Consider the following 21,562-nt stretch of genomic DNA (forward strand, 5'->3'; position numbering starts at 1 on the left):
CCGGACGAATGCCTCGGCCCAGGCAGAAGCCCAGGCAAGGCGGCCCGCCCGGGCGAGCAGGCGGCGCGAGCCCCTCGGAAGCCCCAGCCGGGCAGACGGATCGCCCCAGACAGAGGCCCGGGCCGGCAAGCGGCCCAGGCCCGTCGGGAGCTCAGACGGGACGCAAGTCAAAGCTGGAGCGCTCTGCCCAGGTCGGATCGGATCCGGTCGGGTCGGGTCACGCGCCTGCCGGTCAGATCAGGCCGTCGACCGGTAACGGTGTTCCGGGCGGCCGGTCGTGCCGTAGCGCAGCTCCAGCCGGGCCAGGCCCTCGCGGACCAGGTAGGAGAGATAGCGCTGCGCCGTCGCCCGGGACACCCCCGTCAGCTCGGCGACCTCCGTCGCAGAAAGATCCCGCTTCGCGGTCCTGACCGCGTCCCGCACCAGCGCCAGCGTCGGCGCCGAGTGGCCCTTGGCCGGTACGGACGGCAGCGGCGCCGACCGACCCGCGCTGAACAGGGCGTCGACATCGGCCTGGTCGGTCTCCCCGCCGTGGCCGAGGGCCTCCATGCGTTCCCGTAGGTCCGCGTACGCGCCGAGCCGCTGTTCGAGCCCGGCGAAGCCGAACGGCTTGACCAGGTAGCCGACCGCGCCGAGCTGCATGGCTTCGCGTACCGAACTGACGTCACGGGCAGCCGTGATCATGATCGCGTCCGGACGGAACGCGGTCGGGGCGTCAGCCGCGCCGAAGACATCCGGTGCACCAATGGTGTCCGCCGCGCCGGACGCGTGCGCGCCGGTGGCGAGCTGGCGCAGCACGTCGAGCCCCGTGCCGTCGGGCAGGTAGACGTCCAGCAGCAGCAGGTCGGGGCGGAGCGCCCGGACTCCTTCGAGAGCCGCCGCGACCGTCGCCACCTGTCCGACGACCTCGAAGCCGGGCACCTTGGCGACGTAGGCGGCGTGAATGCCGCTCACCCGGAAGTCGTCGTCCACGACCAGGGTTCTGATCACCAGCGCGTCCCTCCTCCGTCGAGTACCAGTACCGGCGGCGCCGCGGTGAAGACCGCGCCGAGCGGGGCCGGGTCGGAGTCCGGCAGCGGGAGCCGGACCGTGAACACCGCGCCGGGGCCGCTGCCGACCACGATGTCGCCGCCGTGCCGGGTGACCAGGCGGTGCACCATGGCCAGGCCGAGCCCGCGCCGCGCCGTGCCGCGATCGGGCCTGGTGGAGTACCCGTCCTCGAAAATGTGCGCCAGGGCCTCGTCCGGCACCCCAGGACCAGTGTCCGTCACCCTGACCGTGATCGACTCGGCGGACTCCACGATCAGCAGCGTGACCTGTGCCGCCCGGCTCCCGGAGGCCGCGTCCACCGCATTGTCGAGCAGGTTGCCGACGACCGTGAGGAGTCGGCGCAAATGGCCCGGTTCGGTGCCGAGCTTGGAGGACGGGTCCAGGGTGAGCTGCACGCCGCGTTCGGCCGCGACCGTGCACTTCGCCACGATCAGGCCGACCATCAGCGAGTTCCCGATCCGCTCGCGAACCTCCTCGGCGCGCGATCGGTCCGCCGAGGCCAGCTCGACCGCGTAGTCCAGCGCCTCCTGCTGCTCGCCGAGCTCCAGCAGGCCGGCGAGGGTGTGCATGCGGTTGGCGAACTCGTGCTGCTGGGCGCGGAGCGCGTCGGTCAGGCCGCGCACCGAGTCGAGCTCGCGCAGCATGCCCACGATCTCGGTGCGGTCCCTGACGGTCACCACCGCGCCGAGCGCCCGCCCGTGCAGAACGACCGGCATCCGGTTGACCGCGAGGCAGTGGCTGTCGGTGAGGACGTGGATCTCGTCCGGCCCGAGCTCGCCCGCCAGAGCGCGGCGCAGCCGGCCCTCGGGAAGCAGGTCCTCCAGGCGCGAGCCCAGCGCCGTGCCGAGGCCGAGCAGGCGCCTGGCCTCGTCGTTGACGACGCTGACCTTCCCTCCCGGGTCGAAGGCCAGCACGCCCTCGCGAATGCCGTGCAGCATGGCCTCGCGGTCCTGCAGCAGCCCGGCGATCTCCTCCAGCTCCAGGCCGAAGGTGGTGCGCTTGAGCCGGCGGGCCAGCACGTACGAGGCGAGCACGCCCACGCCGAGGGCGGCGCCGATGTACAGAGCGAAGACGCGGAGCTCGCCGAGCAGCTGCCGCAGGACTTGGCTCTCGTTGATGCCGACGGAGACCTCGCCGATGATGTTCCCGACGGAGTCCTTGAGCGGGATCCGGGCGTTCGCGGAGCGCCCGGTGGCACCGTTGTCGATACCGACGTGCGTCAGGCCGTCGAGTGCGACGACGTCTTCTTCGATCGCGGCGCCGATCAGCTGCGGCTGCGGGTGCGAGTGGCGGACCTTGTTCCGGTCGATGACCACGACGTAGGTGGCGTTCCCCGCATTCATGATCCGCGTTGCCACGGTCTGCACGATGCTGTTGGGCCCCATCCCTGGGTCGCCGGCCTGCATGGCGGCGACGATCTGCGGATCCGTGGCCGCGATCTCGGCGATGGAGCGGGCCCGCTCCTCGTTGACCTTGTCGTACTCGTCACGTTGCGCGAACGCGAGCAGCACGAAGCCGATCACGCTCGTCACCGCGAGGATCAGCAGCTGACTGGCAAGGATCCGAGTGGAGAGCTTGCGGCGCGAGAACAAATCGGCCTCCACCGGGTGCACTGGGGCGAAAGCCCCGTTGCCACGCCCGCGTCTCGGCGATTGTGCCTGGTGAGACCGGCTTTGCCTACCCCTGTCACCGTGCGCAGAACGAGCAGAACTCTGAGTAATGCGGGAAAAGCCGAAGGGACTCACTCTTCCGCCACGCGAGGGCTAGGCTGGAAACGAGCCCCCGGGCGCGCCTCCCCCGTCGCGCCCGGGGGTTCTCGCGTCGCTACACGGCGCCCGCTCCGGTGAGGGAGCGGACCTCCAGCTCGGCGTAGGCGTCGGGCTCCGCGCGCTCGCGCGAGGTGACGGTCCCGAGCCAGCCGCAGAGGAAGCCGCAGGGCACGGAGACCAGTCCCGGGTTCTGCAGCGGGAACCAGTCGAAGTGTGCGTCGGGGAAGACCGCGGCCGCGTTCCCTGAAACGACGGGCGAGAAGATCACCAGCACCAGCGCCGGAATCAGTCCGCCCCAGATCGCCCAGGTGGCGCCACGCGTGGTGAACCGGCGCCAGAAGAGGTTGAACAGCAGCGCCGGCAGATTGGCCGAGGCCGCCACGGCGAAGGCGATGCCGACGAGCAGCGCGACGTTCAGCTTCTGCGCGTACAGGCTGAGCACGATCGCGATCGCGCCGATCACCACGGCCGCGATTCGGGCGACGACGACCTCCTGATGTTCGGTCGGCGGCTCCTCGTCGGGGTGGCGGAAGGCGCGCGCCCACAGGTCGTGGGCGAAGGAGGTCGAGGAGGCCATGGTCAGTCCGGCCACGACAGCCAGGATGGTGGCGAAGGCGACGGCGGAGGTCAGCGCGAAGAGAATCGTTCCGCCGAGCGAGTCGGCCAGCTGCGGCACGGCGGTGTTACCTGCGGCGTTCGCGGCGCGGAGCGCGGGCGCGCCGATGACGGCGGCGGCACCGAGGCCGAGCACGATCGTCATCAGGTAGAAGCAGCCCACCAGCCCGATCGCCCACATCGCGGAGCGCCGCGCCGCGCGCGCCGTGGGGACGGTGTAGAAGCGGGCCAGGATGTGCGGCAGACCGCCGGTGCCGAGCACCAGCGCGAGGCCGAGGCTGACGAAGTCCAGCTGGTCGGTGAGCGTATGACCGAAACGCAGACCGGGGACATAGTAGGCGTCCCCCTGACCGCTCCCCCTCGCGGCGGCGCGCATGAGGGAGCCGAGGTCGCCGTGGAAGCGCAGCAGCACCAGCACGGTCAGCAGCGCCGTACCCCCGAGCAGCAGCACACACTTGACGATCTGGATCCAGGTGGTGGCCTTCATCCCGCCGATCGTCACGTAGATCACCATCAGCACTCCGACGCCCACGATCGACCATGCTCGGGCAGCGGACGAGTGCAGGTGGAGCAGGAGCGAGACCAGGGTGCCCGCCCCGACCATCTGCCCGAGCAGGTAGAAGAGTGACACGACGATAGAGGAGACGCCCGCCGCGGCACGGACCGGGCGCTGGCGCATCCGCAGGGAGAGCACGTCGGCGAGCGTGTAGCGGCCGCAGTTGCGGACGAGCTCGGCCACCAGCATCAGCACGACCAGCCAGGCCACAAGGAAGCCGATGGTGTAGAGCAGGCCGTCGTAGCCGTAGAGCGCGATCAAGCCGGTGACACCCAGGAAGGAAGCGGCGGACATGTAGTCGCCGCTGATGGCGAAACCGTTCTGCAGGGGACTGAACCCACGCCCGCCGGCGTAGAAGTCCTCGGCGGCGTGACCGCGCCGTCCCGCCCAGAAGGTGATGCCGAGCGTCACCAGGACGACGAGCACGAAGAGGCCTGCGGCCATGGTCAATCCCCCCTCGGGAAGCATGCGCTGAGGCCCGGCATGAGCGACGGCGGGAGCCCCGGTGTGGGCGATGGCGGCATCACCGGAGTCGGTCCTGGGTCTCCCAGCGCAGGCCGAGCGCGGCACGGTCGCGATGGTCGCGGGCATGACGGGCGTAGAGCCAGGTGAGCAGGAAGGTGCTGGCGAACTGGAGCAGGCCCAGCAGCCAGGCGGTGTTGAAAGGGCCGGCGATCGGACGCGCCATCAGCTGCGGTGCGGCAACCGCCAGGACGACGTAGAGCAGATACCAGAGCAGGAACGCGGCGGTGGCCGGGAAGACGAAACGGCGGTACCTGGTGCGGATCTCCCGGAACTCGGGGCTGTCGTGGACGGCGCGGTAGATCTCGGCCGGATCGGGAGCGGAATCAGTCGGACCGGCGGGCACATCCGAAACGGGATCGGCAACTGGACGGGGCGCAGCCATGGGTTCGGGCACAGCCCCGAACTCAGCCTCTGCGACCTCTTGCCGCTGCTTCTGCCGGCCCTGCTTCTCGCGGGCGGCGGGGGGCGCAGACCACCAGTCGAAGGATTCCGTGGCTGCTGTCTGCTCTTGATCGGTCAGTTCTTGTGGACTCACGCCACAAGAATGAGGAGCGCGGCGGAGCGGCGTGGTCCGGTGTACGGACGTTCACTCCATTAGGTGATGGAGGCCGTGTTTGTACGCGTAGCCGACGGCTTGAGCCCGGTCCCTCACGCCCGTCTTCGCAAAGAGATTGTTGATGTGCGTCTTCACGGTGGCCATGCTGACGAAGAGTCGGGCGGCGATCTCGGCGTTGGAGAGCCCTGCGGCGATCAGGCCCAGCACCTCGGCCTCGCGCCCGGTCAGCCCGTCGGGCAGCGACGCGAGCGCAGCCGATGGCGCCGTCGACGGCGCGGCGGCGGCGGACTGCCCGGTGACTGAGGCGTCCGGATCCGTCACGGAGAGGCGTTCCAGCAGACGCGCCTGCACCTGCGGGGAGAGCCCGGCCGCGCCGGAGCGCACATCCTTGATCGCGCGGGCGATCTCCTCGCTTCCGGCGTCCTTCGTCAGGTAGCCGCGCGCGCCTGCCTGCAGGGCCGGGAAGAGGGAGTCGTCATCGGCGTAGGTGGTGAGGACGATCACCGCCGTGCCCGGGTGTTCCGTGCGGATCCGGCGGGTGGCCTCCACCCCGTCGCAGCGCGGCATCCGCAGATCCATCAGCACGACCTCAGGGCTGTGCTGTGCGACGAGGGCAACCGCCTCCTCGCCGTCGGCCGCCGCGGCCACGACCTCGATTCCGGGCAGCAGACCCAGCAACATGACGATGCCCTCGCGCACCACCTGCTGGTCGTCCGCGACCACGACCCTGACCGGCTGGCTCTCCATCTGACTCATCGTAATCGGCCCGTCGGCCGGACGCGGGTCAACAAGGGACGCGCAGCAGAACCCGGAAGCCGCCCTGCGTCGAACCGTCCTTCGTCGGACCGTCCTTCGTCGAACCGGGCTGCATTGGACCGGCCTCCAGCGATCCGCCGAGCAGTTCGGCCCGTTCCCGCATGCCGAGCAGACCCAAGCCGCTCCCGGAGTCGGCGAGCTCCGCCGCCAGCTCTCCCACGCTCGCTCCGCCCTGGTTCACGACCTCCAACTCCACCGTATCGGCGAGGTACGACAACCGGACCGTGCAGCGGGCGCCTGGCGCGTGCTTGCGGACGTTGGTCAGCGCCTCCTGGGCCGTGCGCCGGACGGCGACCCCTGCCTCGGCCGTCAGCGGACGCGGCGTCCCGACCACCTCCAGCCGCACCGACTGCTCCTCCGTGAGCTTTGCCAGGAACTCCCCCACCGGCACAAGCTCGCCCCGCAGCGCGGAGAGCGCGGCACGCGTCTCGGCCAGGCCGTCCTTGGCCATTCCCCGCGCGGCAACGATCCGCTCGCGTACCGCGTCGCGCTCGGCGCCGGCGTCGAGCATCAGCCGGGCCGCCTCCAGATGCACGAGCTGCGCGGAGAGGCTGTGCGCCAGCACGTCGTGAATCTCGCGAGCGATCCTGGCCCGTTCGGCGAGGGCGGCGGACTCCGCCTCGGCGGTGCGCAGCGCGCGCTCCTGGACGAGCGCCCGTTGGGTCTGCGCCCGCGCCTCCCAGTCGAGTCGGGTGACGTAGCCGAGGATGCCGAGGCCGAGCACGGTCACCAGATTCTGCCAGTGGCTGATGCTGGACGGGCTGACGAGCAGAAAGACCGTCGCGCTGATGATGGTGACCGGTGCCGCGACCACCAGCGGCAGTCGCTGGACCGATCTGATCGCGATGCAGCACATGAGCACCAGCCCGACCACCGGCGCGTGGTTCAGCGAGGCGAGGACTGCCTGGCCGTAGACGAGGGCCAGCCAGGCGAGGCTGCGCGGCAGGTCCATCCGGGGTCCGGAGCGCACGAAGGCCCAGAAGCAGAGCAGTCCAAGCGCCGTGATCAGCAGGACGACCGCGATCTGGGCGGCCGTCAGGTGCTGTCCGGCGAAGGTGTACCAGAGGGCGGCGCCGAAACCGCCCACCCGGGTCACGTTGCCGACCCAGCGGCGGCCGGGGACGAGGCCCTCCCGGGAGAGTGCCTCCTGGGAGGGCCAGTCGGTCCAGCTTTCCACGTCGGGGTATCCGTCTCTGCTGCTGCTCGCTCGGGGTGTGTCTGGTTCTCGGGGTTCTTCCAGCTCTCGGAATCTGCCCAGCTCTCGTGATTCTGCCCGGCGCTCGGGTTCTGCCCGGCGCTCGGGTTCTGCCCGGCGCTCGGCTCACAGCGCGCGGGCAGGGCTACCGTACGCCGGACCGAACTCGCGGGCCCTCCACGTCACCACCGCGCCGCGGACCAGCAGCAGGGCGGCGAGCGAGAGCAGCAGGCCGGCCTGGCCCTGCGCGACACCGAGCGCTGCCGCGGCAGCGTAGAGGGCGATCCGGACGATCACCATGCCGATCCAGGCGAAGAAGCTGGCCCTGGTTCCCTTGGACCAGATCGTGCCGTCCGCGTCCTGCCAGATTCGGGTGGTGAAGCCCCAGGCCGCGCCGAGACCGATCTCCAGCACGACCCCGACGATCAGGAAGACCGCCGAGAGGGCCTGGTGCTTGGTGTCGAGGATGTGCGGGTCGCGCAGCGCCATGAACGCGAGCACGGCCGGGATCACCAGCAGCCGACGCGGGTTGTTGCCGAACTGCCGGGCTCCGAACTGGCGGACCAGCACGTAGGCAACCACCGCGATGATCACTACTGCGTTCGCAACGGCGGGCATCTGAATCTTCTCCTGCTTCGGCTTCTCCGACTGTCCGCGGGGGTTCCCGCCGACACCACCGAAACTACGGATCCGCTGCCCGCCGGGCCTCGGAGCAGGGATGGAGAAGGGGGTGGAGAGGCGGTCGTCCCCACCTCTCCACCCCCGGGTGGACGAACTCCGCTACGCGTCGATGCGCGAGCGGTCGAGCAGCGCGGCGGAGTCCACGATGAACTCCTTGCGCGGCGCGACGTCGTTGCCCATGAGCAGGTCGAAGGTCCGCTCGGCCGCCTCCAGGTTGCCCAGGTTGATCCGGCGGACGATCCGGTGGCGCGGGTCCATCGTGGTCTCGGCCAGCTGGTCGGCGTCCATCTCGCCCAGACCCTTGTAGCGCTGGATCGGCTCCTTCCAGCGCTGCCCCTTGCGCTGGAGTTCGAGCAGCGTGTTGCGCAGCTCGTTGTCGGAGTAGGTGTAGACGTACTTGTCCTGGCCCTTGCGCGGGTTGGTCAGCTCGATCCGGTGCAGCGGCGGCACGGCCGCGAAGACTCGGCCGGCCTCGACCATGGGCCGCATGTAGCGCTGAAAGAGCGTCAGCAGCAGCGTGCGGATGTGGGAGCCGTCGACGTCGGCGTCCGCCATCATGATCACGCGGCCATAGCGGGCCTGGTCGATGTCGAAGGTGCGTCCCGAGCCGGCCCCTATGACCTGGATGATCGCGGCGCACTCGGCGTTCTTCAGCATGTCCGAGACGGACGCCTTCTGGACGTTCAGGATCTTGCCGCGAATCGGCAGCAGCGCCTGGAACTCCGAGTTGCGTGCGACCTTGGCCGTACCGAGGGCCGAGTCTCCCTCGACGATGAACAGCTCGCTGCGCTCCACGTCGTCGCTGCGGCAGTCGGCGAGCTTGGCGGGGAGGGACGAGGTCTCCAGCGCGGTCTTCCGGCGCTGCGCGTCCTTGTGCTGGCGGGCCGCCACGCGGGTGCGGGCGGCGGAGACGATCTTGTCCATCACCGTGCGGGCCTGCGCCTTGGCGTCCCGCTTGGAGGAGGTCAGGAACTCCTTGAGCTCCTTGGCCACGACGGCGGCCACGATCCGCTGGGCCGCGGAGGTGCCGAGCACCTCCTTGGTCTGGCCCTCGAACTGCGGCTCGGCCAGCCGGACGGTGATCACGGCGGTCAGACCTTCGAGCGCGTCGTCCTTGGTGATGTCGTCCTCGGCGACGCGCAGCAGCTTCGCGCTGCGCAGCGCCTCGTTGACCGTCTTGGTGAGCGACTTCTCGAAGCCGCTGACGTGGGTGCCGCCCTTGGGCGTGGCGATGATGTTGACGAAGGAGCGCGCCGTGGTGTCGTAGCCGGTGCCCCAGCGCAGCGCGATGTCGACGCCGAGCTCACGGACGACCTCGGTCGGGGTCATGTGGCCGAGCTCGTCCAGAACCGGGACGGTCTCCTTGAAGGTGCCCTGGCCGGTGAGGCGCAGGATGTCACAGACCGGCTTGTCCGGGGCCAGGAACTCGCAGAACTCGGCGATACCGCCGTCGAAGCGGAAGACCTGCTCGTCGACGGGAGCGCCGTCGACGGCGCGGTCGTCGCGGACGACGATCGTCAGGCCGGGCACCAGGAAGGCGGTCTGCCGGGCGCGGTTGTGCAGGTTCTCCAGCGAGAGCTTGGCGTCCTTGAGGAAGATCTGGCGGTCGGCCCAGTAGCGGACCCGGGTGCCGGTCTTGCCGCGCGGCGCCTTCTTCGTCTTGGTCATGCCGTTCGCGGGAGCGAAGTCGGCATCGGGTCCTTCGCCCTTGAACAGGCCGGGCGTGCCGCGCCGGAAGCTCATCGCGTGGGTGTGGCCGCTGCGGTCGACCTCGACGTCGAGGCGGGCGGAAAGGGCGTTGACCACGGAGGCGCCGACGCCGTGCAGGCCGCCGGAGGCGGCGTAGGAGCCGCCGCCGAACTTTCCGCCGGCGTGCAGCTTGGTCATGACGACCTCGACACCGGAGAGGCCGGTCTTGGGCTCGACGTCGACCGGGATGCCACGGCCGTTGTCGCGGACCTCGACCGAGCCGTCAGCGTGCAGCAGCACGTCGATGTGGTCGCAGAAGCCGGCGAGGGCCTCGTCGACGGCGTTGTCGATGATCTCCCAGAGGCAGTGCATCAGGCCCCGGCTGTCGGTGGAGCCGATGTACATGCCCGGGCGCTTGCGCACCGCTTCCAAGCCCTCAAGGACGAGGAGGTGCCGCGCGGTGTAGTTGGACCCGTCCTTCGGGGCGCTGGCGGGCACGGTCGGTTCGGCGGTCACGCGCGTGATGCTCCTCTGCTTCTCTTGCTTCTCTTCGTGCTTCTTTGCTTTTTCGACTTCTGCTTGCTGCGAACAAGAGCCCCTTCCCTGGCTTCCAGCCGGGGGGCCAAGGCACCATGGCAGGAATGCTGCCGGGATGCAGGCTACCGGTGCGTGGGCTGGGGCTATTGCTTCAACCAGGTTGTGGCTTATGCTACGCGCACCTCGCACGGACGTTCGATAACACGTTCGAGTGAAGCAAAGGTCACCTACGGCGGCAGGCATGAACCGTTCGCGCTCCGGGCACGTCCTCCACTACGACACCGCACCACTGAACACCGCACCGAAGACAGCATCGACACCAAGACCGCCGTCTCCATCCCGCCGAAGCCCCGGAACCACCGCTCAAAAACAAAACCTGAGCGGGAACGAAAACAGCCTGGTTGGATGTTGACCCTGGTAAGACAGCTCGTCGAGCTAGAGAAGAGGCGACGTGACTACTAACGTTCTCACCCCCGCAGCCGCGCTGACCGCGGCCGACCGTTGCGACCGCTGCGGTGCCCAGGCGTACCTCCGCGTCGTGCTCGCGTCCGGTGGAGAGCTGCTCTTCTGCGCTCACCACGGCCGCAAGTTCGAGCCTGAGCTCAAGAAGATCGCCGCCGAGATACAGGACGAGAGCGGTCGCCTCACGGCCACCACCTCGGCTCCGGCCGAGTCGGACGAGCGCTGAGCGCTGAGCCCTTGGGCGACGCCAGTGCGCTGGTGAACACGACGAGCTGAACAGAGCTGTCAGAGGCAGTGGGCGGTGGACCAACAGGTCCGCCGCCCACTGCTGTGTCATCTGTCCGCCGTGTCGTCTATCTCACACGGAGCTCAGAGCTGGCTCCGCACCGCGTCGGCCATCGCCGCGAGGCGGGTGTAGACGCCCGGGTGGCCGGGCTCGGCGCAGCCGGTCCCCCACGAGACGATGCCGACGAGCTCGCCGCCCACCACCAGCGGACCACCGCTGTCCCCCTGACACGCATCACGTCCGCCCAGGGTCTGCCGACCAGCGCAGACCATCGCGCGCGGGTCGAAGGTTCCGTCCGGGCCCGCGTGGTAGTCGGCCGCGCAGGTGGAGTCGGCGATCACCGGCAGTTGGACCTGGTGCAGCGTGGCCGGATAGGACCCGTTGCCGTGCAGGTCCCCCCAGCCGAGCACGGTGGCGTTGGTTCCGGCGGCGTACGGCGCGGTCGCGCCCTGTGCCACCATCGGCAGCACCCTGTCCGGATCCTGCGGCGCCGCGAGCGTGAGGACCGCCACGTCCCACATGTTGGTGGACATGTCGTAGTCCGGGTCGACCCAGGTCGAGACGACGGGGACCTCCTGGCCCGCCGCACCGGTGAGGTCCGTACGGCCGACGACCACCTTGAGATCGGGGCGGTCCACGCGCTGAAGCGTGGACTCGTCGTAGAGGCAGTGCGCGGCGGTCACGACCTTGGTCGGACTGATCAGAGTGCCACCGCAGAACTGGCCGGAGCGGGCGCCCCCGTAGACGGCACGGCTGGCGACGGCGACCATCCACGGATCGTCCGCCGTACTCGCCCGCACGCCCCCCACGATCGCTGACGCGGGCGTCGCGGGCGCGGCCAGGGCCGTGGGCAGTGCCGCAAGCAGGACGAGCAGCGCACGCCTACGCCTGGGTGACCTCGAACGTGCTCCCACCGTGATCCTTCCGCCGCGCACACTCCTGTCGCGCCACAGCGTAGGGATCCGGATACGCAACGTGCCCACCCGCCACGCGAGGTGGCAGATGGGCACATGTGCGCGAGGGGTGACGCCCCGGCCTGAGCCGGGGCGTCGGACCGGTCAGTCCAGGTAGTCGCGGAGCACCTGAGAACGCGACGGGTGCCGCAGCTTCGACATGGTCTTGGACTCGATCTGACGGATGCGCTCACGGGTGACCCCGTAGACCTTGCCGATCTCGTCCAGCGTCTTCGGCTGACCGTCAGTCAGACCGAAGCGCATGGAGACCACGCCGGCCTCGCGCTCGCTCAGGGTGTCCAGCACCGAGTGGAGCTGCTCCTGGAGCAGAGTGAAGGAGACCGCGTCGGCGGGAACAACCGCCTCGGAGTCCTCGATCAGGTCACCGAACTCGCTGTCGCCGTCCTCACCGAGGGGGGTGTGCAGCGAGATGGGCTCGCGCCCGTACTTCTGGACCTCGACGACCTTCTCGGGCGTCATGTCCAGCTCCTTGGCCAGCTCCTCCGGGGTGGGCTCACGGCCCAGGTCCTGGAGCATCTGACGCTGGACGCGGGCCAGCTTGTTGATGACCTCGACCATGTGCACCGGGATGCGGATGGTGCGGGCCTGGTCCGCCATGGCGCGGGTGATCGCCTGACGGATCCACCAGGTGGCGTAGGTCGAGAACTTGTAGCCCTTGGTGTAGTCGAACTTCTCGACCGCACGGATCAGGCCGAGGTTGCCCTCCTGGATCAGGTCCAGGAAGAGCATGCCGCGACCGGTGTAGCGCTTGGCCAGCGAGACCACGAGGCGGAGGTTGGCCTCCAGCAGGTGGTTCTTGGCGCGGCGGCCGTCCTCGGCGATGATCTCCAGCTCGCGCTGCAGGCGGGGGGCCAGCTTGTCCTCGGCCGCCAGCTTGTCCTCGGCGAAGAGGCCGGCCTCGATCCGCTTGGCGAGTTCGACCTCCTGCTCCGCGTTGAGCAGCGGGACCTTACCGATCTGCTTGAGGTAGTCCTTGACCGGGTCGGCCGTGGCGCCGGCCACCGCGACCTGCTGCGCGGGAGCGTCGTCCTCGTCCTCGTCGGAGAGGACGAAGCCCTCCGACTCCTCCTCGCCCTCGGCGGGCTCGCCCTCGGCGGGGGCGGCGGCAGCCGTCTCCTCGAGCTGCTCGTCGTCGCCGGTCGCCTCCTCGCCCTCTCCCTTGCCGGGAGCGGCCTTGGCGGCGGTCTTCTTCGCAGCGGTCTTCTTGGCAGGAGCCGCCTTCTTCGCGACGACCTTCTTGGCCGCCGTCTTCTTCGCAGCCTCCGTGCCGACGGCCTCGTCGGCCTCGATCGCGGTAGCCGCGACGACGGGCTCGGAGACCGACATGGACACCGGGGCCGCAACGGCGGCACGCGGAACAGCGGTACGGGTCGTGCTCGCGGCAGCCGCAGGGCGCGGAGCGACGGACTTGGTCGCCGTCGTCTTCGTGACAGTGCTCTTCGCCGCGACGCTCTTCCGTGGGCGCTTGGGGGCGGACGACTCCGCCGCGCTCACCATCAGCGTCACACCCTCCTCATCGAGGACCTGGTTGAGGCTGCGCATGACGTTCTTCCACTTGGTGACCGGGATCTGGTCCACCTCGAAGGCATGCCGCACGTCATCGCCGGCGATCTGCCCCTGTGCCTTACCCCGCTCAATGAGCGCCATCAGAGCGGCGGACTCGGAGATCTCAGGTGGGAGGGAACGGGATGTGCTGGCCGACACGAACAACCTCTCGGACGTGAGTGGACAGAAGGCCGGCCGCGGGGGCGGCCCTCTGGAAACTGCAAAGCTGTGGAACTGGCGGATCGGATCGGATCAGTCACCGCCCTCGTACACATCGCTCGGCGCGGCAAAGTGTTACGCCCCACTTACGTGGTGCAGGTCACAATGCCCGGCTGGTTGCCGTTGTGGAGGTGTACCCCGTTCAACGATGCCAGATGGGCCGTCATTCCGAGTGTCGCCTGAATCGCTCAGCGGCTGCACCGTTCAGACGGGGCGCAGACCGGTGCAGACCGGTGCAGACCGGTTCCGAGGACGGACAGGCAGCAGAGACAGGGAAGGCCGCCACCCTCGGGATCACGATGGGTGGCGGCCGGGCGGAGGTCCTGCGGGGCGTTCAGTGCTCGCGGGGGCCGGGGACGAGCGGGTCGACCTCCGGGTGGACGGTGAGCAGCGCACGCATCGCGGACTCGGCCGCCGTGCCGTCCCCGGTCGCGAGCGCGTCCACCAACCGGACGTGCAGCCCGACCGAGGGCTCGGACGGACGATCGCAGGCGGTGATCGGCCCGCCGGAGACGTGCAGCGCCGAACCGACGATCCCGGCGAGGTGCTCCAGCATCTTGTTGCCGGCCATCTCCATCAGCACCGCGTGGAACTCGACGTCCGCGCGGCCGTAGGTGAGGGCGTCGCCCTGCGCCGCGGCGTGGCCCATGATCTCGGTCATGTCATGCAGGCGCTGCTGGACCTCGTCCCGCCCGTGGCCTGCGGCGAGGCGGGCGGCGAGCGGCTCGATCGCCCAGCGCAGCTCGAACAGCTCGCGGCGCTGGTCCTCGCGCTGCGGGCCGAAGGCGCGCCACTCGATGATGTCCGGGTCGAGCAGGTTCCAGTCGGAGACCGGGCGGACCCTGGTCCCGACGTTCGGGCGGGCACTGACCAGACCCTTGGCCTCCAGCACGCGCAGCGACTCGCGCACGACTGTGCGGGAGACCTCGAAACGCTGCCCGATCTCCTCGGGGACGAGCGGACGGTCGGCGCCGAGGTCGCCGGAGACGATCATCTGGCCGAGCTGCTGGACCAACTGTCCGTGCAGACCGCGGCCGCGACTGCCGGCGGCGCGGCGGCCGGGCCGGCCGAGGTCGGGGTCGGTCTCCCAGTGCAGCGCGGGGCCGGACCCGGTATGAGGGGCGCCGTGGGACGCGGCGTGGGGAGCGGCGACGGAGAAGCGGTCCAGCTGAGTGGACGTCATCTGGGCGGGGGGCATCGTGGGGTGCGCAACGGTACTCACGTCTCCTTTGTCGGCGATGCGACGCGTGCGCTTGAGGAATTTCGTGAAAAGCACACGAAAGGGTGATCGCCCATCACTACACAATTGACGCCATATCGGCAGTTATTGCCCAGCGCCGCTGATTCTCGCTCCGACCGTCAGAGCGCACTGCGACGCGGGAGCAATAGCAGGTACGCGAGCAGCAGGACCGCCACCGGCGCCGCGACCGCGGCCGCCAGCCCCGCTTCGGACACGGCCGTCCCGCTGCGGAGGCCGGAGAGAGCCCCGTAGAGCCAGGCATGGCTCCCGTCGACCGGGAAGAGCTCGTGCCAGCGAAGCGCGCGCAGCCCGCCCGATTCCAGGGCGCTGCGATCGAGCAGGGCCCCAGCCACCGGCTCGGCGAGGATCGGCACAGTGATCAGCACCAGCACACCGGCGGCCGCGCTGCGTAGCAGCGCCGCGCCGAGCAGCCCGATCCAGCTCCCCGCGACCACCAGCGCGAGATAGCCCCCGAGCGCGACGGGCAGCTGTCCGTGCCGCGCGGCCGCCTCGAGTGGGGCGGCCGCGGACCGGTCCCCGAAGTGCAGCAGCAGGGCGTCGACTGCGAGGGTGGCGGCGCCCAGCAGGGCCGCGAAGAGCCCGACGACGACCAGCTTGGCCAGTAGCAGCCCGAGCCTGCGACGGAGCGGTCGCAGCAGCGCCCGGGGCGCCGGGTACCGGAACTCGTGTCCCGCGGAGAGCGCACCGATCACACCGGCCCCGAGGGCCGCCACCGGCAGCGGCAGGAGCGGGAGACCTGCCGTGAGGACCTGGACAGGGTCGACCGGTGCCCCGACGGCAGCGAAGGCGGGCTGGCGCAGCGTCAGCTCAGCCACAGCGGCGCTCGCCGGGATCACCAGGGCGGGAACCAGCCAGGTGGAGCGCACGCCGGTGAGACGCCGCCGCTCATAGGTCAGTGCGTGCACGGGGTCGCTCACTCTCGTCTCGGCGCTTCTCGTCAGCTGCCCGGCCGGTCGTTCTTGCAGCCTGTTCTGGCCGGCAGCTCTGATCAACGGTCTTCCGTCAGCTGGTCTTCTCGGCCGATTCGTCGCGGAACAGCGGTCCGCTGACCTGGGTGTCACGACGAAGGGACCCGACCGATGCCGACGGCGCCTTGGGCCCGGCAGGTACGGCCGGCCCGCCCGACACGACCATCTGGGTCGTGACGGTCTCGCCGGCGCCCAGCGTGATCGTGGCTCGGACGAGCGGTGGATCGCCCGGCCCGGCGGCGGACGCAGCGTTCGATCCGGCGGTCGATCCGGCGGTCGATCCAGCCGTCGGTTCGGCGGAGATCCCGACGGGAGCCGGCACGGACGGCTGGGCCGGAAGGGGAGCGTGTTCGACCACGTGGTCGGCGAGTTCGTGGAGCAGGATGCCGTGGCGGAACGCCAACTCGCCGATCTCGGTCCGGGCCATGCCCTCGACGGAGATGACGTTGCCGCCCTCGCGGCGGACCGTGGCGCCTGCCTCCGCCAGCACGTCGCCGAGCCTGGCCACCTGGGGCCCGCGCACGGAGACCTCGTCGCGCAGCCGGGTGCGTCGGAACTCCTCGACGGACTGGTCGGCGACCAGCCGGCCGAGCTCCAACGTGACCACCCGGTCGGCGAGCACGGCCGCCTCCTGCGGGCTGCGGAGAGTGACCAGAACCGCCCCGCCGCCGGCAGCGAAGGCGCGCAGGAAGGCGTGGAACCACTCCACGTTCTTGGGCGAGAGTCCTTCGGTGGGCTCGTCGAGGACCAGGGTGCAAGGATCACCGAGGAGTGCCTGGGCAAGCTGCAAGCGCCTGGTCATCCCGGGCGAGTAGGTACGCAACCGGTGTTCGGCAGCCGGGCCGAGGCGGGTCTGCTCGAGCAGTTGGTCCGCACGACGGGCCGAGACCCCGGCCGCGGCAGCCATCATCCGCAGATGCGCGCGGGCCCGGCGGCCCGGATGTCCGGCGGGCCGCTCGGCCTCGCCGAGGACTACGCCCACTTCGCGCTCCGGGCGCGACAGCCGCCGGTACGGACGGCCGTGGAACAGAGCCGCGCCCTGGCCGGGCTCGATGCCGAGGGCCAGCCGCAACGCGGTGCTGCGCCCGGATCCCTCGGGGCCGAGCAGCGCGGTGACCTGACCGGGCCGGGCGTCGAAGGAGAGGTCCAGCAGCGCCGTCTCGCTGCTCCGCCGGTAACTCTTGGTCAGCCCGATGGCCTGGAACGGCTGGTAGGACTCCTGGGGCCGCCGGGCCGGGGCCTCGGTGCGATCCTCGGCCTGGTTCTGAGTCGGCCTCTGGACTTGGACGGCCTGGGTCTGGACAGTCTGAGCCACGGTCGGGCACCTCCGCGCTGGTCACCCCCAACGCCAGCACGATAGACCGACATGGTTACTTTGCGTGGGATTGACCGGTACGGCGCGTAGGAGTCGGCGCCGAGCCCGGCCGGGATCAAGCCTCCGGGCGCAGCATCGGCGGGTTGAGTACGGTGGCTCCCCCGGCACGGAAGAGCTGGGCCGGCCGGCCGCCCTGGCGGGTGGTGGTGCCGCCCGCCGGCACCAGGAACCCCGGCGTACCGGTCACCTTGCGGTGGAAGTTGCGGGGATCCAGCTGGACCCCCCAGACCGATTCGTAGACCCGGCGAAGCTCGCCGACGGTGAACTCCTCCGGGCAGAAGGCCGTGGCCAGCGCGGAGTACTCGATCTTCGATCGGGCCCGCTCCACGCCTTCCCCCAAGATCGCGCTGTGGTCGAAGGCGAGCAGCAGGCCGTCGTCGCCCTTGCCGCGGCCGAGCAGTTCCTCGACCGGGGCCCACCGGGCGCTGCGCACGTCGCCGCCGGGGCGCGGAGTGGGCAGGTCGGGCGCCAAGGCCAGATAAGCCACGCTGACCACCCGGAGCCGCGGGTCGCGCTGCGGGTCTCCGTAGGTGGCGAGCTGCTCCAGGTGGGCGCCGACGCCGGGGCCCTGGCCGGGAGCGCCGTGTGTGCGCAGCCCGGTCTCCTCGGCGAGCTCTCGGGCCGCCGCCTCCACCAGCCCCTCGTCGGGGCGCACGAAGCCGCCGGGCAGTGCCCAGAAGCCCTGGAAGGGAGGCTCCCCACGGCGCACCATCAGCGCGCACAGGGCATGGTCGCGCACGGTCAGGACCACCAGGTCAACGGTGACCGCGAAAGGGGGAAAGGCCGACGGATCGTAACGCGACATGCGCGCATCATAGTCGTCTCTATGACGATAAACAGTGGCGCATCAGTCGGCCGATCGGCCCAGACAGCGGGGAAGCGGGCCACGCCTGCGGCGTCGGGCCCCCCGTTGCCGGGCCGTGCGCTCGGCCCGCAGCGTGGCGCAGAGTGAGTCCGGCACCGCTCCGCAGTTGATGGCCTCGTAGAGCAGGCCGGCGAAGGTATAGCCGGGATCGACGGCCAGGGCGCGGCCGAGGGCGACCCTGGCGGTGACCGTGTCGCCCGTCACCCAGGCGGTCCAGCCGAGCAGGGACAGCGGGGCGGCGGCGTGTTCGGCGAACGGCCCGACACAGCGTCGGGCGAGGTAGCGCCAGAGTCGGGCGGCGTGCGCGACGTCGGGAGGGTCGAGCCATTCGGCGGCGCGGTCGCGGGCCAGGCGGTCCTGCAGGCCGAGGACGATCCGGGCGGCGTCGTGGTCGTCGAGTTCGTCGTCGTGGCGGCCGAAGCGGGAGACGGCCGCGTCGACGAGGGCGGCAGTGGCCTCGCGCAGGCGTTCCCGGCCGCCGTCGCGGCCGAGCTCGGCGGCGACGGCGGGCATCTCCCGCTCGAAGGCGTGGAGCAGCGGGACGGCCGACTCCGAGGGCAGGGGCTCCAGCTCCCGGTGGAGCTCGCGAAGGCTGCCGCGGACGTGGATACCGGCGAAGGCCGCCGCCGCGGCCACCGGCGAGGTGCTGCCGGGCGCCCGGACGAGCGCCCCCTCCGCGGGGCAGCAGTCCGGATCCGAGCAGCTGTAGGAGTACCAGCGGCCGTCCGAGAGGCACAGCGACTCATGGACGGGCACGCCCGCGGCGACGAACCGCTCGGCCAGCAGCAACGCGAGCGGGCGCAGCCGGTCGGCCACTGCCCGAGGGCTGCCGCCGGGCTCCGGATCCTGACAGAAGTACAGGATGACCGCGTCCGGGGACCGGTCCCGCTGCTCGGACAGGGCGAGCAGGAAGCTGACCACCTCCTCAGCCGCGGCGGGCCAGGCCGCCGACGCGGGGATGTCGACCCGGACCGACCCGCCCTGGCGGCGGCGCGGGCCCTGCAGGCCCAGCGCGACCACGCTGTCGCTCGGATAGAAGCCGAGCAGGTAGGGCAGCGCTTCGGCCATGTCTGCCGGGGTCTTCATCCGGACGACCGGGCGCTCGAAGGGGGAGAACGTCGGGGAGGACGGTGTGGTGCTGTGCTCGTTCATGGGGCGAGAGTGCCGCCGCGCGTCAAGCCGCGCGAACACGAAGTGCCGTTCCTGTGGACAACCCCGCCGTGTGGAAAACTCGCTCACCCGATCGAGTGAGCAGGCGTCCGAAGAATCGTTTCTCCACAGGCTCGGCGAGGCGGGTTGGCGCTTTGTCGGTGCGGCCGACTATCAATGACGACATGGACGAGACCCAGATCCCGGACCGCGCCGCCGTGCGCGAGCAGGCCGACGCCGTGCTTCGGCTCCTCGCCGGCGGCGACGCCCGCCTGCGAGAGGACCAGTGGCTCGCCATCGAGGCGCTGGTGGTCGACAAGCGACGGGCGCTGGTCGTGCAGCGCACGGGCTGGGGCAAGTCCGCCGTCTACTTCGTCGCCACCGCCCTGCTGCGGGCCTCCGGCGCGGGGCCGACGGTGATCGTGTCGCCGCTGCTCGCCCTCATGCGCAACCAGGTCGAGTCCGCCGCCCGCGCGGGCATCGCCGCACGCACCATCAACTCCTCCAACACCGAGGAGTGGGAGTCGATCCAGGCGGAGGTCGCCGCCGGTCGGGTCGATGTCCTGCTGGTCAGCCCGGAGCGGCTGAACAACCCGGATTTCCGGGACGAGGTGCTGCCCCGCCTGGCCGCGGCCACGGGCCTGCTGGTCGTCGACGAGGCCCACTGCATCTCCGACTGGGGCCATGACTTCCGCCCCGACTACCGCCGCCTGCGCACGATGCTGGCGGAGCTCCCGGCGGGAGTCCCGGTGCTCGCCACGACGGCCACCGCCAACGCCCGCGTCACCGCCGACGTCGCCGAGCAGCTCGGCACCCACGCAGTGGTCGGCCCGGGCAACGGGGCAGACACCGGTCGGGGCCAAGCACTCGTGCTCCGCGGCCCCCTCGACCGGGAGAGCCTGACTCTGGGCGTGCTCCAGCTGGGCGATCCCGCCCACCGCTTGGCCTGGCTCGCGGACCGGCTGGACGAGCTCCCCGGGTCCGGCATCATCTACACACTCACGGTCGCGGCGGCCGACGAGGTCGCTTCCTTCCTTCGGCTGTGCGGCCACGCCGTCGCCTCATACTCCGGACGCACAGAGGACGCCGAGCGACAGGCGGCCGAGGCCGATCTGCTCGCCAACCGGGTCAAGGCCCTGGTCGCCACGTCCGCCCTGGGCATGGGCTTCGACAAGCCCGACCTCGGCTTCGTGGTCCACCTCGGTTCGCCCAACTCCCCCATCGCCTACTACCAGCAGGTGGGCCGGGCCGGGCGCGGGATCAAGCACGCCGAGGTGCTGCTGCTCCCCGGTGCGGAGGACGCCGCGATCTGGCGCTACTTCGCCTCCCTCGCCTTCCCCGGCGAGGAACAGGTCCGTGCCACGCTCGGGGCGCTCGCGGGGCACACCACGCCTGACGGTGTCGCCCTGCCGCTCTCCACCCCCGCCCTGGAGGCCCGGGTCGACCTGCGGCGCAACCGCCTGGAGACGATGCTCAAGGTCCTCGACGTCGACGGTGCGGTGCGTCGGGTCCGAGGCGGCTGGGTGGCCACCGGGCAGCCCTGGGCCTATGAGGCCGACCGCTACGCCCGGGTCGCGGAGGCCAGGGCCGGCGAGCAGCAGGCCATGCTCGACTACGCCGCCGCCGGCTCCTGCCGGATGGAGTTCCTCCGGCGGCAGTTGGACGACGTCGAGGCGACGCGCTGCGGCCGCTGCGACAACTGCACCGGCACCCGCCTCCCGATCGAGGTCTCGGCGGAGACACTGGCCGCGGCGCGGGCCGCACTCGGTCGGCCCGGCGTCGAGGTCGAACCCCGGCGGATGTGGCCGACGGGTATGCAGGCCGTCGGCGTCGAGCTCAAGGGGCGCATCCCGGCAGGCGAGCAGGCAGCCACCGGCCGGGCCCTGGGCCGGCTCTCCGACATCGGCTGGGGCACGCGGCTGCGCCCCCTGCTCGCCCCCGACGCCCCAGACGCGCAGGTCCCGCCCCAGGTGCTGGACGCCGTCGTCACTCTGCTGGCCGATTGGTCGCGAGGGCCCTCCTCCTGGGAGCAGCGCCCCGTCGCCGTCGTCTCGATCGCTTCCCGGACCAGGCCCGAACTGGTCGGCAGTCTGGCCGAGGGCATCGCCAGGATCGGTCGGCTGCCGCTCCTCGGTCAGGTCGACTACGTCCCGGGGGCGGATCGTGTGCGTGGCGGGCGGGGCAACAGCGCCCAGCGGCTCAGGCAGCTCCACGGCACGCTGACGGTTCCCGGGGAGCTCGCCGCCGCCCTCGCGGAGCTCGGCGGCGGCCCGGTCCTGCTGGTGGACGACTATGCCGACAGCGGCTGGACGCTCGCGGTCGCCGCGAGGCTGCTGCGTCGGGCGGGTGCGTCCGGGGTGCTGCCCCTCGTTCTGGCCCAGTCCGCCTGAGGTCGACTCAAGGCGTCGTCCGGCTCTGCTGGGCCGGTCGGCGCAGTCGCCCGGCCGAACGGACCAGCACGAACAGCCC

General features: G+C 70.9%; 17 protein-coding genes. 2 read left to right on the forward strand and 15 right to left on the reverse strand.

The features are described 5' to 3' along the window. Window positions 1–237: 237 nt before the first annotated feature. The 8 genes from ABIA32_RS26060 to ABIA32_RS26095 all read right to left on the reverse strand — a co-directional run bounded on the left by ABIA32_RS26060 (window position 238) and on the right by ABIA32_RS26095 (window position 9,968). A complete protein-coding gene (locus tag ABIA32_RS26060; protein ID WP_370100206.1) occupies window positions 238–990 on the reverse strand; it encodes a response regulator in 753 nt (250 codons plus the stop codon). Continuing rightward, a complete protein-coding gene (locus ABIA32_RS26065; protein ID WP_370100209.1) occupies window positions 987–2,654 on the reverse strand; it encodes an ATP-binding protein in 1,668 nt (555 codons plus the stop codon). Before ABIA32_RS26065 ends, ABIA32_RS26060 begins: the two co-directional genes overlap by 4 nt. 220 nt (window positions 2,655–2,874) lie before the next feature. Next, entirely contained in the window at window positions 2,875–4,458 is a 1,584-nt protein-coding gene (locus ABIA32_RS26070; RefSeq protein ID WP_370100211.1) for a cation acetate symporter, read from the reverse strand. Between the two features lie 55 nt (window positions 4,459–4,513). After that, window positions 4,514–4,858 (reverse strand): DUF485 domain-containing protein, encoded by a 345-nt coding sequence (locus ABIA32_RS26075; RefSeq protein WP_370100213.1) that lies wholly within the window; start codon window positions 4,856–4,858, stop codon window positions 4,514–4,516. A gap of 243 nt (window positions 4,859–5,101) precedes the next feature. Further along, window positions 5,102–5,818, reverse strand: coding sequence for a response regulator (locus ABIA32_RS26080; RefSeq protein ID WP_370100216.1), 717 nt, complete (start codon window positions 5,816–5,818; stop codon window positions 5,102–5,104). 37 nt (window positions 5,819–5,855) lie between these two features. Further along, window positions 5,856–7,064, reverse strand: coding sequence for a sensor histidine kinase (locus ABIA32_RS26085; RefSeq protein ID WP_370100219.1), 1,209 nt, complete (start codon window positions 7,062–7,064; stop codon window positions 5,856–5,858). A 144-nt stretch (window positions 7,065–7,208) separates the two neighbouring features. After that, a complete protein-coding gene (locus ABIA32_RS26090) occupies window positions 7,209–7,700 on the reverse strand; it encodes a DUF1453 domain-containing protein (protein ID WP_370100221.1) in 492 nt (163 codons plus the stop codon). Window positions 7,701–7,862: 162 nt separating this feature from the next. Further along, the gene (locus ABIA32_RS26095; protein WP_370100224.1) at window positions 7,863–9,968 is read right to left on the reverse strand and encodes a type IIA DNA topoisomerase subunit B; all 2,106 of its coding nucleotides are present in this window, start codon (window positions 9,966–9,968) and stop codon (window positions 7,863–7,865) included. A 472-nt stretch (window positions 9,969–10,440) separates the two neighbouring features. Here ABIA32_RS26095 and ABIA32_RS26100 point away from each other — a divergent pair, with 472 nt between their 5' ends. Beyond that, window positions 10,441–10,677 carry a hypothetical protein gene (locus ABIA32_RS26100; protein ID WP_370100227.1) on the forward strand — a complete coding sequence of 79 codons (237 nt, stop codon included), beginning with the start codon at window positions 10,441–10,443 and terminating at the stop codon, window positions 10,675–10,677. A 143-nt stretch (window positions 10,678–10,820) separates the two neighbouring features. Here the strand turns inward: ABIA32_RS26100 and ABIA32_RS26105 are convergent, their stop codons facing one another. The 7 genes from ABIA32_RS26105 to ABIA32_RS26135 form a co-directional block, all read right to left on the reverse strand. Continuing rightward, a complete protein-coding gene (locus ABIA32_RS26105; RefSeq protein ID WP_370100230.1) occupies window positions 10,821–11,537 on the reverse strand; it encodes a trypsin-like serine protease in 717 nt (238 codons plus the stop codon). Window positions 11,538–11,795: 258 nt separating this feature from the next. Further along, window positions 11,796–13,415, reverse strand: a complete 1,620-nt coding sequence (locus ABIA32_RS26110; protein WP_370100233.1) for an RNA polymerase sigma factor — start codon at window positions 13,413–13,415, stop codon at window positions 11,796–11,798. A 394-nt stretch (window positions 13,416–13,809) separates the two neighbouring features. Then, window positions 13,810–14,751, reverse strand: a complete 942-nt coding sequence (locus ABIA32_RS26115) for a FadR/GntR family transcriptional regulator (RefSeq protein WP_370100235.1) — start codon at window positions 14,749–14,751, stop codon at window positions 13,810–13,812. 83 nt (window positions 14,752–14,834) lie between these two features. Beyond that, window positions 14,835–15,653, reverse strand: a complete 819-nt coding sequence (locus tag ABIA32_RS26120) for a hypothetical protein (protein WP_370100238.1) — start codon at window positions 15,651–15,653, stop codon at window positions 14,835–14,837. An 85-nt stretch (window positions 15,654–15,738) separates the two neighbouring features. Then, complete coding sequence (locus ABIA32_RS26125) at window positions 15,739–17,019, reverse strand: ABC transporter ATP-binding protein (protein ID WP_370100241.1); 1,281 nt, start codon at window positions 17,017–17,019, stop codon at window positions 15,739–15,741. 115 nt (window positions 17,020–17,134) lie between these two features. Then, window positions 17,135–17,884, reverse strand: coding sequence for an NUDIX domain-containing protein (locus tag ABIA32_RS26130; protein WP_370100244.1), 750 nt, complete (start codon window positions 17,882–17,884; stop codon window positions 17,135–17,137). 42 nt (window positions 17,885–17,926) lie between these two features. Continuing rightward, window positions 17,927–19,096, reverse strand: a complete 1,170-nt coding sequence (locus ABIA32_RS26135) for a DUF4192 domain-containing protein (RefSeq protein WP_370100247.1) — start codon at window positions 19,094–19,096, stop codon at window positions 17,927–17,929. Between the two features lie 182 nt (window positions 19,097–19,278). On the opposite strand from ABIA32_RS26135, the gene ABIA32_RS26140 reads away from it, so the two are divergent. Beyond that, complete coding sequence (locus ABIA32_RS26140; RefSeq protein WP_370100250.1) at window positions 19,279–21,483, forward strand: DEAD/DEAH box helicase; 2,205 nt, start codon at window positions 19,279–19,281, stop codon at window positions 21,481–21,483. Window positions 21,484–21,562 lie beyond the last annotated feature (79 nt).

It is taken from the genome of Streptacidiphilus sp. MAP12-20 (genome assembly GCF_041262525.1).
In the GTDB taxonomy this organism is placed as follows: domain Bacteria; phylum Actinomycetota; class Actinomycetes; order Streptomycetales; family Streptomycetaceae; genus Streptacidiphilus.